The following is a 13,831-nucleotide window of genomic DNA, read 5'->3' on the forward strand; positions in this document are numbered from 1 at the left end:
AGGTAATTACTGCTTTTTGTTGTCTACCAAGACCGCCAGCAGAATCACCACTGCTTTAACGATCATCTGGTAATAGGAGGAAACACTTAACAAATTCAATCCATTATTCAGGAAGCCGAGAATCAATGCGCCGATCAATGTCCCAACGATGCGCCCTTTACCGCCTGCAAGACTGGTACCGCCCAACACCACCGCAGCGATAGCATCCAGCTCATAGCCGGTACCTGCAGTCGGTTGCCCTGAGGAGAGGCGCGCAACTTCAATGATGCCCGCCAGCGACGCCAAAAGCCCACACAAAGAGTAGACAATCACTTTGACTTTATCGACGCTAATACCGGACAAGCGTGTTGCGGCTTCATTTCCCCCGAGCGCATAGATATAGCGTCCCAGACGGGTGTGATGCAGTAAGTACCAGGTGGCGATAAAGACAATTGCCATGAGCCATACTGGTGTCGGGATCCCCAGCGGGCGACCAATACCAAACCAGCCAAAGATATCTGCATTGTCCGTAAAACCGGTGTTGATCGGGCTCCCGTTGGTGTACACCAGCGTCACACCGCGCAGTAAGAGCATCATGACCAGGGTTGCGATGAACGCCTGCACTCGCCCTTTCGCCACGATAGTCCCGGTTACCGCGCCAATAGCAGCCCCCAGCGCCAGAGCGGCGGCGACAGCTACCAGCGCATTTACTTCCATACCGACGAGCGACGCGGCAACCGCACCGGTCAACGCCAGCAGAGAACCGACGGACAGATCGATCCCGGAAGTTAAAATAACCAGCGTCATGCCAACCGCCATAATGGCGTTCACAGAGGTTTGCTGCAGGATATTCAACAGGTTATTGACGGTAAAAAAGTTCGGACTCATGGTCGACACAATGGCAATCAGCACCAACAAGGCGATCAGCGATTTTTGTTCCATCAACCACGCTTTGGTGAAATAGCGGCGACCAGAAACAGCCTGGGTAGTCATCTTTTTTACTCCTGATTCACACGATTAAGCTTGCCCACTGCGGCAGCCATCAATACTTCCTGAGTGGCCTGCTCGCGCGTGAATTCACCGCCGAGATGCCCTTCATGCATCACCATGATGCGATCACTCATACCTAAGACTTCTGGCATCTCCGATGACACCAGAATGATACTCAGGCCGTCGGCCTTGAACTGGTTAATAAGCTGATAAATCTCTTTTTTCGCCCCGACATCAACGCCGCGGGTCGGCTCATCGAGGATCAGCACTTTCGGACGCGTCATCAAACCGCGTGCGATAGCCACTTTCTGCTGGTTACCACCAGAAAGCAGGCCAATAGCCTGTTCCATTGATGGCGTTTTGACATTGAACAGACGAATGAAATCACTCACCGCCTGCTGCTCTTCTTTATGTTTTAAATTGCCACCCGGACGGCTGAAATAACCCAGCGCCGTCAGCGACATATTCTCTTTAACCGACATACCCAGCACTAAACCATCACGCTTGCGGTCTTCGGAGATATAGACGATACCGTTCGCCAGGCCATCCTGCGGTGAACGGGTAACAACTTCATGGCCATCCAGCGTGACGCTCCCGCTGGTGCGCGGCAGCGCGCCATAAAGCACTTTCATCAGTTCGGTACGCCCGGCGCCCATCAGGCCCGCCACGCCCAGAATCTCCCCTTTGCGCAGGGTAAAACTCACATTGTTCACGCCTGGGCCGCACAGGTTATCTACTTTCAGACGGATATCGCCAGGCGCTTTATCGAGGCGCGGGTATTGATCTTCCAGTTTGCGCCCAACCATCATTTCGATAAGCGTATCTTCGGTCAGCGTTGCAACTTCACGCTCGGCGATAAACTGGCCGTCGCGGAACACGGTCACATCATCGCAAATCTCGAAGATCTCTTTCATACGGTGAGAGATATAGACAATCCCGCGCCCCTGCGCTTTCAATTCGCGAATGACGCGGAAAAGGGATTCAGTTTCGGTATCGGTCAGGGCATCGGTCGGTTCATCCATAATGATGACCTGCGACTCATAACTCAGGACCTTTGCAATCTCGACCATCTGTTGATCGCCAATGGAAAGCTCACCCACCAGCCTGTCGCTTTTAAAGCGGAGATTCAGTTTAAGCAGCAGCTTATCAGCTTCGGCATACATCTTTTTCCAGTCGATTTTGCCAAAGCGGTTAACGAATTCACGACCGATAAAGATATTTTCGGCAATGGTGAGCTGGGGGATCAGGTTAAGTTCCTGGTGAATAATGCCGATGCCGGCTTCTTGCGAAGATTTCGGTCCGGTAAAGGTGGTCTCTTTACCCAGCCACAGTAATGAACCGGCATCACGGGTATAGATGCCGGTCAGGACTTTCATCATCGTGGATTTGCCCGCGCCATTTTCGCCGACCAGCGCCATGACGCGGCCGGGATAAACATTTAACGCGGCGCCAGACAGGGCTTTCACGCCCGGGAACGCTTTATCGATCCCTTTGAGTTGCAGTAATGCGTCCATGATGGCCTCAGAAGGTGACGCCAGCACAGAGAATGATATTCGCATACGGGGAACATTCCCCGCTGCGAATCACCGCCTGACTGTCCGCGGTGTGTTTTTTAAATTGTTCGTGTGAAACATAACGAACTTCTATGGTATTCCCCTGGTGTTGCTGCAGCTGCTCAATGTGATTGAGCAACGTTTCGTGGAGCTGTGGATTCTGCTGTTCGATTTCCGACGCGAGGATAGCTGCTTCAACCTGCATCTCGGCGGTGACCACCTCCAGTACCTGCATAAAGGATGGAACCCCCTGGGTTAATGCCATATCAATACGCGCGGTGCTTTTCGGCACAGGCAAGCCTGCATCACAAACCACCAGCGTATCGGTATGCCCAAGACGGGAGATGACCGACGAGATTTCAGCGTTGAGAACAGTACCTTTTTTCATTTTATGCTCCATTAGCGAAACGTTTCGCTGATCTCAGTGTAGACCTGAGAATGTTCAGAAAACCACCATGGCATTACAGAATTGTGATCGAAATCGAAACGTTTCGCGCGCGTTGCAGAAAGAAAACACAAGTTATCTTACTTAAATAAAATTGCGGGAGATAAATAGCAAAAACCCCTCACGAAGAGGGGTTTTAAAAGGCGTTAAATTTCAACCTGCGTACCGAGTTCGATAACCCGGTTGGGTGGGATTTCAAACTGGTCCGGCGCACGCAGCGCATTGCGTTGCAACAGGAGGTATAACTTGCCACGCAGCCGTAGATACCAGGGCCGTTTACCCACAATCAGCGACTCATGCGACATAAAGAAGGATGTCTCCATCATGCGGCAACTGAGCCCTTCCAGACCGCAGCGGTGGAACACCTCTTCCACATTTGGCGTTTCACGCCAGCCATAGCTGGCTACCACACGCCAGAACGTCGGCGAGAGTTGCTCAATCTGCACACGACGCACATTGTGCACATAGGGCGCATCTTCTGTACGTAGCGTCAGCAGGATCACACGTTCATGCAGTACTTTGTTATGTTTCAGGTTATGCAACATAGCAAACGGAATCACATTCAGCGCGCGGGACATATATACCGCAGTACCCGGAACTCGCACCGGCGGCGATTTTTCCAGCGAGGCAATCATCGCTTCCAGTGAGTTGCCGTGCTCATGCATGCGCCGCAGCAGGCGGAAACGCTCGCTCTTCCATGTGGTCATCACGATGAACATGACCAGACCCAGACTCAACGGTAACCAGCCACCGGACAGCAACTTATCGAGGTTAGCCGAGAAAAGCGGTACATCTATACACAGGAACATGGTAAGCAACAAACCGACAACCATTTTGTTCCAGTGCCAGTTCTTGCGCGCCACGGTCATAGAAAGAATCGACGTCAGCACCATTGTACCGGTCACCGCAATACCATAAGCCGCCGCCAGGTTACTGGAGTGTTCAAAACTCACGATCACGATAACAACCGCGAAGTAGAGCAGCCAGTTAATAAAGGGAATGTAGATCTGCCCGGATTCCATCTCCGACGTATGGATAATGCGCATTGGCGAGAGATAACCCAGACGCACTGCCTGGCGTGTCAGAGAGAACACGCCCGAGATAACCGCCTGAGACGCAATGACCGTCGCCAGCGTTGCGATGATCAACATCGGAATCAGAGCCCATTCTGGAGCCAGCAGGAAGAACGGGTTTTTGATCGCTTCCGGGGTTTTCAGCAGCAACGCCCCCTGACCAAAGTAATTCAGCGCCAGTGATGGTAATACCACGATAAACCACGCAAGGCGAATGGGCAGCTTACCGAAATGGCCCATATCCGCATACAACGCCTCTACCCCGGTGATAGAAAGTACCACCGCGCCCAGCGCAACAAACGAGACGGCTTTGTATTGAAGGAAGAAATTGACCGCCCAGGCCGGGTTAAGCGCCTGCAGCACCTCAGGGTTGCTGATAATACCGCGCGCACCCAGCACCGCCAGAATCAAAAACCAGGCCAGCATGATGGGAGCAAAGAGTTTGCCTACCAGCCCTGTGCCGTGCTTTTGGATCATAAACAGCAGCGTGAGCACCAAAATAGACAACGGAACAATCCACGTATCCAGCGATGGTGCGACGATTTCGAGCCCTTCTATAGCCGACATCACTGAGATGGCGGGAGTAATGACCACTTCTCCATAGAAGAAACTGCCGCCAATAAGCCCCATGATAACAAGCACGGAGGTCATTCTGGCGGAGGTATTGCGTCCTGCCAGCGACATCAGCGTTAAGATCCCACCTTCACCTGCGTTATCTGCACGCATGACAAAAGTTAGGTATTTAACCGAGACGACCAGTATCAGCAGCCAGAAGATGAGCGACAAAAAGCCGAAGACGGCGTCGCGTTCAACCCCAAAACCAAATTGACCTGACAAACATTCACGAAGTGTATAAAGCGGGCTGGTGCCGATATCACCGTAGACAACCCCAATAGCCGCGAGTGTTATCGCGGGCAACGATTGCTTATTATCAGTGCTCATAGACTAATCTTTTGTTTGAATGACAAATGTGTGCTTAGTCCCTTGGCCCACAAAAAGCGCACAGTATGCACGATTATTTATGAAATCGTACCCCCTAATTGCGACCGTATTAACCTGGCGCAAAGAAAATGATGCCGTTGTTCAGTCTATTACAAGCCTTTATCGAAACGTCTATACTCGCAGTTGCAAGCCGGAATCGCGGCGAAAGGATGCAAATCAATTATGGCTCACTCACATTTATTAGCAGAAAGAATTTCCCGCTTAAGTAGCGCGCTGGAAAAAGGTCTTTTTGAGCGTAGCCACGCTATTCGCCTGTGCCTGCTGGCCGCGTTAAGTGGTGAAAGCGTCTTTCTGCTCGGCCCGCCGGGTATCGCCAAAAGCCTGATCGCCCGCCGCCTGAAATTCGCCTTTAAAAATGCCCGCGCTTTTGAATATCTGATGACCCGCTTCTCCACACCCGAAGAGGTGTTTGGTCCTCTTTCTATTCAGGCGCTGAAAGATGAAGGGCGTTATGAACGTTTAACACATGGCTATCTGCCGGAAGCGGAGATTGTGTTTCTGGACGAAATCTGGAAAGCCGGCCCGGCGATCCTGAATACGCTATTAACCGCCATTAACGAACGTCGCTTTCGCAACGGCGCGCTGGAAGAGAAAATCCCCATGCGTTTGCTGGTGGCGGCATCTAACGAACTGCCCGAGGCTGACAGTAGCCTCGAAGCACTCTATGACCGCATGCTGATTCGCCTGTGGCTCGATAAAGTGCAGGATAAGAGTAACTTCCGCTCGATGCTCATCAGCCAGCAGGATGAAAGCGATAATCCGGTGCCAGCTGATCTGCAAATCAGCGATGAGGATTATGCGCGCTGGCAGCAGGAAATCGTGCAGGTGAAGCTACCCGACGCCGTTTTTGAGCTGATTTTCATGCTACGCCAGCAGCTTGATAACTTACCTACTGCGCCTTATGTCTCTGACCGTCGCTGGAAAAAGGCCATTCGTCTGCTTCAGGCTAGCGCCTTTTTCAGCGGACGCGATGCGGTGGCCCCTGTGGATTTGATCTTGCTGAAAGACTGCCTGTGGCATGACGCTGAAAGCATGCGTCTGATGCAAAATCAGTTGGAAATATTGATGACCGGGCACGCGTGGCAGCAGCAATCCATGCTGACGCAACTGGGCGCGATTGCGCAGCGCAACATCCAGCTTCAGCAGCAGCACAGCGACAAAACGGCCCTCAAAGTTTCGCGCCAGGGCGGCATGTTCAGCCGTCGTCCGCATTACGATTTGCCGGAAGATCTGCAAGACAGCACGCTGACATTGTTGCTCCAGCAACCGTTAAAATTACATGACATGCAGGTCATTCATGTGACTATCGAACGCGCCGCGCTGGCCCAGTGGCTGGCAAAAGGCGGGGAGATCCGTGGCAAACTTAACGGCATTGGCTTCGCGCAGATCCTTAACCTTGAAGTCGACACCAGTTTGCATCTGTTGATCCGCGATATCAGCCTGCAGGGTTCCCGTCTTGCTTTACCAGGTGGAACGGCAACCCATGTGCCGGAAGAAATAAAGCAGCAACTGGAAGCGCTCGACACGCTCTGGCATCAGCAGCACACCCGTTTTAGCGAACAGCAAAAATGCCTGTTCATTCCTGGCGACTGGTTGGGTCGCATTGAAGCCAGCCTGCAGGACGTTCGCGCGCAGATACAACAGGCGCTTCAATGCTGACGCTGGATGCACTAAATGCCCTGCTGGCTATCAGTGAGGAGACGATAGTTGAAGAGCTTATCGTCGCCTTACTGGCCTCCCCCCAGTTGGCTGTTTTCTTTGAAAAATTCCCCAAACTCAAGCACGTCATTACCGAAGATGTCCCCCGCTGGCGCGAAGCGCTGAAAAATCACCTGAAAGAGACACAGGTGCCGCCAGAACTTGCCGAAGAAGTGCTCTGCTATCAGCAGAGCCAGTTGCTTTCCACTTCACAGTTCGTCGTTCAGTTGCCGCAAATTCTGACGCTTCTGGATAAGCTTCGCTCGCCGTTTTCCGCGCAGGCAAACACCATGGTGAAGGACAACCCGACCTTTACCCCGGCGTTACAAACGCTTTTCTTACAGCGCTGGCGGTTAAGTCTGGTGGTACAGACAACCGCGTTTAATCAGCAACTCCTGGAAGAGGAACGCGAGCAGTTACTCAGTGAAGTACAGGAACGCATGACCCTAAGCGGCCAGCTTGAACCGGTACTGATTGAAAACGAAAATGCCGCCGGGCGGTTATGGGATATGAGCGCCGGGCAAATTAAGCGCGGCGATTACCGACTTATCGTGCAATACGGTGACTTCCTGACCGAGCAGCCGGAACTCAAGCAACTGGCGGAACAACTTGGGCGATCCCGTGAGGCAAAATCCGTTCCGCGCAAAGATGCCCCCATGGAAACCTTCCGTATGCTGGTGCGCGAACCCTCTACCGTGCCGGAGCAGGTTGACGGGCTGCATCAAAGTGACGATATCCTGCGTCTGTTGCCGCCGGAACTGGCGACGCTGGGTATTACCGAGCTGGAATATGAGTTCTACCGTCGGCTGGTAGAGAAACAACTGCTGACCTACCGCCTGCATGGCGATGCCTGGCGGGAAAGAGAAGTTGAGCGCCCGGTTATTCATCAGGATTTCGATGAACAGCCGCGCGGGCCGTTTATTGTGTGTGTGGATACATCCGGTTCGATGGGCGGGTTCAATGAACAGTGCGCAAAAGCCTTCTGCCTGGCGCTGATGCGCGTGGCGCTGGCAGACAAACGACGCTGCTTTATTATGCTGTTTTCCAGCGAGGTCGTGCGTTATGAGCTGACCTGCCAGCAAGGGCTGGAGCACGCTATCCGCTTTCTGAGCCAGCGTTTTCGCGGCGGTACGGATTTAGCAAGCTGCTTTCGCGCCATTATTGAACGCATGCAGGGCGGGGAGTGGTATGACGCCGACGCGGTGGTTATCTCTGACTTTATCGCCCAGCGCCTGCCGGACGATGTAATAGGCAAGGTCAAGGAACTACAGGCTGTACACCAGCACCGTTTTCACGCCGTTGCGATGTCAGCACACGGAAAACCCGGCATCATGCGCATCTTCGATCATATCTGGCGCTTTGATACCGGGATGAGAAGCCGTTTGCTCAGGCGCTGGCGCCGCTAATTACAGCAATGCGTCGACGGTCTCGCGAACCTGTGCAGGCCATACGCCACATTGAACCTGGCCGATGTGTGGCAGTTGCAGTAGCAGCATCGTCAAACGAGACTGGCCAATACCACCACCGATCGTTTGCGGCATCTCACCGCGCAACAACGCCTGGTGCCAGTCGAGACGCAGACGATCTTCATCACCCGTGATGTTAAGCTGACGTTTCAGTGCATCAGCATCTACGCGGATCCCCATAGAAGAGAGCTCGATCGCATCTTCCAGTACCGGGTTCCATACCAGGATATCACCGTTCAGGCCGTGCAAACCTGTCTCACCGGGCGTACTCCAGTCGTCATAATCCGGTGCACGGACATCGTGTCGCTGACCATCGCTGAGTTTCCCGCCAATCCCCATCAGAAAGACTGCGCCCAGATCTTTGGCTATTGCGCGTTCACGCCCTTTTGCGTCCAGCCCCGGATAACGGCTCAGTAGCTCTTCGCTGTGCACAAAGTGGATCTGCGCTGGCAGGAAGGGCGTCAGGCCAAACTCTTTGCTCACTGCCGCTTCGGTTGCTTTGATTCCGGCATAGATGGCTTCAACCGTCGATCTCAGCGTGCCGGTGTGGCGTTCGCCATCACCCAGTACGCGTTCCCAGTCCCATTGATCAACATAAACAGAATGGATTGGGGAGAGGCGGTCTTCATCCGGACGCAGGGCTTTCATGTGCGTGTACAGCCCTTCGCCAGCGCTGAAATCATGTTGTCCCAGCGTCTGACGTTTCCATTTGGCCAGCGAGTGGACAACTTCAAATTGCGCATCCGGCAGGTTTTTGACTTTTACCTGTACCGCTTTTTCACAGCCCGACAGGTTATCCTGAGTCCCATCTCCTACACGGCTTAGAATCGGTGCCTGAACTTCAATTAGCCCCAGTTTTTCTTCAAGCTGGCGGGAAAAATGCGACTTCACGAATACGATCTGACGTTGTTTGCTGATGTAAGCGGATTTCATTTTTTAACTCCTTTGTTCTGTTGCAAACGATTAAGCAACAAAATCTCGCCTTTATTCAATAATCAACAACAAAAAAGCCGGAGAGGGTTTTGATTCGTTAAAATGAGCCGCTAAAATAGGAAGAATGTTTATTCATCATAAGAAAAACCTATGGAAAATTATCAGATCGACAATCTGGACCGAGGCATCCTTGACGCCTTAATGGCGAATGCGCGTACTGCTTACGCTGAGCTTGCCAAGCAATTCGGTGTAAGCCCGGGGACAATTCACGTTCGCGTAGAGAAAATGAAGCAGGCGGGGATTATTACCGGCGCGCGGATTGACGTCAGCCCCAAACAATTAGGTTATGACGTCTGCTGCTTTATCGGCATTATCCTTAAAAGCGCAAAAGACTATCCCTCCGCACTGGCGCGCCTGGAAAGCCTGGAAGAGGTGACAGAAGCCTACTACACCACCGGCCACTACAGCATTTTTATTAAAGTCATGTGCCGCTCGATCGATGCTCTGCAACAGGTGCTTATCAACAAGATCCAAACAATTGATGAAATCCAGTCCACTGAAACGCTGATCTCTTTGCAAAACCCCATAATGCGTACGATCCGCCCGTAACAGGGCGTTTTACCCCACCGTTAATACCCATATTGTCCACAGGTAGATCCCAGCCCATTCACAGCGTACAATACGCAGCTCATAACCGGAGTGGACCTGATGGCAGATATTACACTTATTAGTGGCAGTACTCTGGGTGGCGCAGAATATGTAGCGGAACACCTGGCGGAAAAACTGGAAGAAGCAGGCTTTACAACCGAAACCCTGCACGGCCCGTTACTGGAAGATCTGCCGCAGTCAGGAACCTGGCTGGTGGTAAGTTCTACCCATGGCGCAGGCGATCTGCCGGATAACATCCAGCCGTTTTATGACGATCTTAATGAACAAAAACCTGACCTTTCTGCCGTACGCTTTGGCGCGATTGGTATCGGTAGCCGCGAATATGACACCTTTTGCGGTGCGATTGAAAAACTCGAGGTTTCATTGAAAGCCTGTGGGGCAAAACAGCTAGGTGAAACAGCGAAGATCAACATCCTTGATCATGACATTCCTGAAGATCCGGCTGAAATTTGGCTCGGATCCTGGATTAATTTACTCAATATCGATTAAAGATCGCGCGATCGAGTGTGGATAACTATGCTTAAAAGCGTTGATCAACCGGTAGTTATCCAAAGTATAACCGTCGCTTAGTTTTTGAGTTGTGTATAACTACCCATTCTGATCCCAGCTTATACTGACCAGGATCACCGATCATTCACAGCTAATGATCCAGGCTAACATCATGATCTTCATATCAGGATCCGGGTTATCCACAAGACAGGCCGATCCTAATAAGAGATCACAGTAAAACAGATCTCTCTATATAAAGATCTTCTTTTTAATACCCGGGATCCTGATGCTTTCTCACTGAGCTAAAGTTGAGTAGAATCCACGGCCCAGGCATCAATCCACTTTCTAACCGCTTTACGCGAGGCAATACACCATGTTTTATCCGGATCCTTTTGACGTCATCATCATTGGCGGGGGTCATGCAGGCACTGAGGCCGCGATGGCCGCAGCGCGTATGGGTCAACAGACTCTGCTTTTGACACACAATATCGACACGCTGGGGCAAATGAGTTGCAACCCGGCCATTGGCGGTATTGGGAAAGGACACCTGGTAAAAGAAGTGGATGCACTCGGCGGTCTGATGGCAAAAGCGATCGATCTGGCGGGTATCCAGTTTAGGATACTAAACGGCAGTAAAGGCCCGGCAGTCCGTGCGACCCGAGCACAGGCAGATCGCGTACTTTACCGTCAGGCTGTGCGTACCGCGCTGGAAAACCAGCCAAATTTGATGATCTTCCAGCAGGCGGTAGAAGATCTGATTGTGGAAAACGATCGCGTGGTGGGTGCAGTCACCCAGATGGGCCTGAAATTCCGCGCTAAAGCGGTCGTTTTGACCGTCGGGACATTCCTTGACGGCAAGATTCACATCGGGCTGGATAACTACAGCGGTGGCCGTGCAGGCGATCCGCCGTCCATTCCCCTTTCTCGTCGTCTGCGTGAACTACCGCTGCGCGTAAGCCGCCTGAAAACCGGTACGCCGCCGCGTATTGACGCTCGTACCATTGATTTTAGCGTCCTGGCGCAGCAGCACGGCGATAATCCGATGCCGGTCTTCTCGTTTATGGGCAATGCCGCGCAACACCCGCGTCAGGTGCCGTGCTACATCACCCACACCAACGAGAAAACCCATGAGGTTATTCGCAATAACCTCGATCGCAGCCCGATGTATGCTGGCGTGATCGAAGGGATCGGGCCACGCTACTGCCCGTCGATCGAAGACAAAGTGATGCGCTTTGCCGATCGTAACCAGCACCAGATCTTCCTGGAGCCGGAAGGGCTGACCTCTAACGAAATTTACCCGAACGGTATCTCCACCAGCCTGCCGTTCGATGTACAGATGAAAATCGTCCGCTCGATGGAGGGGATGGAAAACGCCAAAATCGTTCGCCCTGGCTATGCCATTGAGTACGATTTCTTCGACCCGCGTGACCTGAAACCGACCCTGGAGAGTAAATATATCCATGGACTGTTCTTTGCCGGCCAAATCAACGGCACCACTGGCTACGAAGAGGCAGCGGCCCAGGGGCTGTTGGCTGGTCTGAACGCAGCACGCTTCTCTGCCGAGAAAGAGGGCTGGGCGCCGGCACGTTCTCAGGCTTATCTGGGCGTACTGGTCGACGATCTTTGCACTCTGGGTACCAAAGAACCGTACCGCATGTTCACCTCCCGTGCCGAATATCGCCTGATGCTGCGTGAAGATAACGCCGATCTGCGTCTGACCGAAATCGGCCGTGAGCTTGGCCTCGTGGACGACGAACGCTGGGCGCGCTACAACGAGAAACTCGAAAATATCGAACGTGAACGTCAGCGTCTGAAATCTATCTGGGTGAACCCAACCTCGGAAGCTGCGCCGGAAGTGAATAAAAACCTGACGGCACCGCTGTCTCGTGAAGCCAGCGGTGAAGATCTGTTGCGTCGCCCGGAAATGACTTACGACCAACTGGTACAACTGGCACCGTTCGTTCCAGGTCTGAGCGACGAACAGGCGGCTGAGCAGGTTGAGATTCAGGTGAAGTACGAGGGTTATATCGCGCGTCAGCAGGATGAAATTGAAAAACAGCAGCGTAACGAGAATACGCTGTTACCTGCATCGCTGGATTACCGTCAGGTCAGCGGCCTGTCGAATGAAGTGATCGCGAAACTAAACGATCACAAACCGGCCTCCATCGGACAGGCATCGCGTATTTCCGGGATCACACCTGCCGCGATCTCCATTCTGCTGGTCTGGTTGAAAAAACAGGGTATGCTGCGCCGTAGCGCCTGATACTCTTCACGCAACATGTGCTGACAGAGAGTGCGTTGCCTGTCAGCACAACAGATTTAAAGCCCGGTAAGCGTTAACGCCACCGGGTATATTTTTCAGACAGGTAATCACCGTGCTCAATAAACTTTCTCGTCTGCTCGATGAAGCAGGTATTTCGCTCACCGATCACCAGAAAAACCAGCTGGTAGCCTATGTCGAAATGCTCCACAAATGGAACAAAGCCTACAATCTGACTTCCGTACGTGACCCGAACGAGATGCTGATTCGCCATATCCTCGATAGCATCGTGGTTGCGCCGCACTTGCAGGGGGAGCGGTTTATCGATGTCGGAACGGGGCCTGGCCTGCCGGGGATCCCGTTATCTATTGTTCTTCCTGATGCACACTTCACCCTGCTGGATAGCCTGGGTAAACGGGTCCGTTTTCTGCGCCAGGTTCAGCATGAACTTCATTTGCCGAACATCACTCCCGTACAGAGCCGCGTTGAAGATTTTCCGGCCGAGCCGCCTTTTGATGGCGTCATCAGCCGGGCATTCGCATCATTGAATGACATGGTGAACTGGTGCCAGCATCTGCCTGGAACACAAGGCAAGTTCTATGCCCTTAAGGGGTTGATTCCAAATGATGAAATTGACACGCTGCCTGCTCAGTTTTCAGTAGAATCTATCGTCAAATTAGACGTGCCTCACCTTGAGGGTGACCGACATCTCGTGGTCATTAAGGCAAACAAAATTTAATTTTTATCAAAAAATGTAGAATTCGTGCTGTTTTCTGAATGTTAAAAAACGGCGTAAAAAACAGTGATACGTTCGGTTACATTTAACGCATATTTCACTTCGTTTTTTCTAAGTTTTAACGCCGTAATTTTGCTTAACCATGAAAATAGTCAACAGCGAAAATATCAGTCTGCTAAAAATCGACATTCGCACGTATTGATGAATGTTAAATGATTATTATAAATGTCAATGAAAGGTTTTTATTGTATACCGAGCTGTTTTAAAAAGAGTTGTCAGTAATCATCTGTAATATCAAAAAGATGAAAAGGCGCAAATTCCTGATGGCAATATTTTGGCGAGCGCATAAATGTTTAATTTGTGATCTGGTGCACGCTTTAGCAACAGGTATTTCGCGTTATTCAACATTGTGTCTGATGGTTCACAGTTTCGCTAAAAGTTGAAAAATAGCCCTCGGGAAAATTATTTAAACATTTATTCACCTTTTCGCTACTTATTGTTTGAAATCACGAGGCCGCACCGTATAATTTGACCGCTT

11 protein-coding genes are annotated in these 13,831 nt (G+C 51.8%); 6 read left to right on the top strand and 5 right to left on the bottom strand.

The genetic code is table 11. The features are described from left to right. Nucleotides 1-6: 6 nt before the first annotated feature. The 4 genes from rbsC to kup form a co-directional block, all read right to left on the bottom strand. Complete coding sequence (gene rbsC, locus MRY16398_RS28720) at nucleotides 7-972, bottom strand: ribose ABC transporter permease (RefSeq protein WP_039079990.1); 966 nt, start codon at nucleotides 970-972, stop codon at nucleotides 7-9. Nucleotides 973-977: 5 nt separating this feature from the next. Beyond that, nucleotides 978-2,483, bottom strand: coding sequence for a ribose ABC transporter ATP-binding protein RbsA (gene rbsA / locus MRY16398_RS28725; protein ID WP_039079991.1), 1,506 nt, complete (start codon nucleotides 2,481-2,483; stop codon nucleotides 978-980). 7 nt (nucleotides 2,484-2,490) lie between these two features. Next, nucleotides 2,491-2,910, bottom strand: coding sequence for a D-ribose pyranase (rbsD, locus tag MRY16398_RS28730; protein ID WP_039079992.1), 420 nt, complete (start codon nucleotides 2,908-2,910; stop codon nucleotides 2,491-2,493). Between the two features lie 203 nt (nucleotides 2,911-3,113). After that, on the bottom strand, nucleotides 3,114-4,982 hold the full coding sequence (gene kup, locus MRY16398_RS28735) for a low affinity potassium transporter Kup (protein WP_039079993.1): 1,869 nt from the start codon (nucleotides 4,980-4,982) through the stop codon (nucleotides 3,114-3,116). Between the two features lie 222 nt (nucleotides 4,983-5,204). On the opposite strand from kup, the gene ravA reads away from it, so the two are divergent. Further along, nucleotides 5,205-6,701 (top strand): ATPase RavA, encoded by a 1,497-nt coding sequence (ravA, locus tag MRY16398_RS28740; RefSeq protein WP_039079994.1) that lies wholly within the window; start codon nucleotides 5,205-5,207, stop codon nucleotides 6,699-6,701. After that, nucleotides 6,695-8,146: an ATPase RavA stimulator ViaA gene (gene viaA, locus MRY16398_RS28745; protein ID WP_079496841.1), complete on the top strand. Its 1,452-nt coding sequence runs from the start codon at nucleotides 6,695-6,697 to the stop codon at nucleotides 8,144-8,146. The genes ravA and viaA overlap by 7 nt, the downstream gene beginning before the upstream one ends. On the opposite strand, the gene asnA is transcribed toward viaA, so the two are convergent. Then, on the bottom strand, nucleotides 8,147-9,139 hold the full coding sequence (gene asnA, locus MRY16398_RS28750; RefSeq protein WP_039079996.1) for an aspartate--ammonia ligase: 993 nt from the start codon (nucleotides 9,137-9,139) through the stop codon (nucleotides 8,147-8,149). A gap of 150 nt (nucleotides 9,140-9,289) precedes the next feature. On the opposite strand from asnA, the gene asnC reads away from it, so the two are divergent. The 4 genes from asnC to rsmG all read left to right on the top strand — a co-directional run bounded on the left by asnC (nucleotide 9,290) and on the right by rsmG (nucleotide 13,296). Further along, on the top strand, nucleotides 9,290-9,748 hold the full coding sequence (asnC, locus tag MRY16398_RS28755) for a transcriptional regulator AsnC (RefSeq protein ID WP_039079997.1): 459 nt from the start codon (nucleotides 9,290-9,292) through the stop codon (nucleotides 9,746-9,748). Between the two features lie 99 nt (nucleotides 9,749-9,847). Next, nucleotides 9,848-10,297, top strand: coding sequence for an FMN-binding protein MioC (gene mioC, locus MRY16398_RS28760; RefSeq protein WP_039079998.1), 450 nt, complete (start codon nucleotides 9,848-9,850; stop codon nucleotides 10,295-10,297). A gap of 373 nt (nucleotides 10,298-10,670) precedes the next feature. Further along, the gene (mnmG, locus tag MRY16398_RS28765) at nucleotides 10,671-12,560 is read left to right on the top strand and encodes a tRNA uridine-5-carboxymethylaminomethyl(34) synthesis enzyme MnmG (RefSeq protein WP_125125610.1); all 1,890 of its coding nucleotides are present in this window, start codon (nucleotides 10,671-10,673) and stop codon (nucleotides 12,558-12,560) included. Between the two features lie 112 nt (nucleotides 12,561-12,672). Next, nucleotides 12,673-13,296, top strand: a complete 624-nt coding sequence (rsmG, locus tag MRY16398_RS28770) for a 16S rRNA (guanine(527)-N(7))-methyltransferase RsmG (protein ID WP_039080000.1) — start codon at nucleotides 12,673-12,675, stop codon at nucleotides 13,294-13,296. Nucleotides 13,297-13,831: the final 535 nt, after the last annotated feature.

Origin of the sequence: Phytobacter sp. MRY16-398, assembly GCF_003925915.1 — a bacterium.
Taxonomy (GTDB): domain Bacteria; phylum Pseudomonadota; class Gammaproteobacteria; order Enterobacterales; family Enterobacteriaceae; genus Phytobacter; species Phytobacter diazotrophicus.

What these genes read in the sequence shown, in the direction of transcription:
- rbsC (WP_039079990.1), bottom strand. Translation starts at nt 972, where the DNA reads ATGACTACCCAGGCTGTTTCTGGTCGCCGCTATTTCACCAAAGCGTGG.
- rbsA (WP_039079991.1), bottom strand. Translation starts at nt 2,483, where the DNA reads ATGGACGCATTACTGCAACTCAAAGGGATCGATAAAGCGTTCCCGGGC.
- rbsD (WP_039079992.1), bottom strand. Translation starts at nt 2,910, where the DNA reads ATGAAAAAAGGTACTGTTCTCAACGCTGAAATCTCGTCGGTCATCTCC.
- kup (WP_039079993.1), bottom strand. Translation starts at nt 4,982, where the DNA reads ATGAGCACTGATAATAAGCAATCGTTGCCCGCGATAACACTCGCGGCT.
- ravA (WP_039079994.1), top strand. Translation starts at nt 5,205, where the DNA reads ATGGCTCACTCACATTTATTAGCAGAAAGAATTTCCCGCTTAAGTAGC.
- viaA (WP_079496841.1), top strand. Translation starts at nt 6,695, where the DNA reads ATGCTGACGCTGGATGCACTAAATGCCCTGCTGGCTATCAGTGAGGAG.
- asnA (WP_039079996.1), bottom strand. Translation starts at nt 9,139, where the DNA reads ATGAAATCCGCTTACATCAGCAAACAACGTCAGATCGTATTCGTGAAG.
- asnC (WP_039079997.1), top strand. Translation starts at nt 9,290, where the DNA reads ATGGAAAATTATCAGATCGACAATCTGGACCGAGGCATCCTTGACGCC.
- mioC (WP_039079998.1), top strand. Translation starts at nt 9,848, where the DNA reads ATGGCAGATATTACACTTATTAGTGGCAGTACTCTGGGTGGCGCAGAA.
- mnmG (WP_125125610.1), top strand. Translation starts at nt 10,671, where the DNA reads ATGTTTTATCCGGATCCTTTTGACGTCATCATCATTGGCGGGGGTCAT.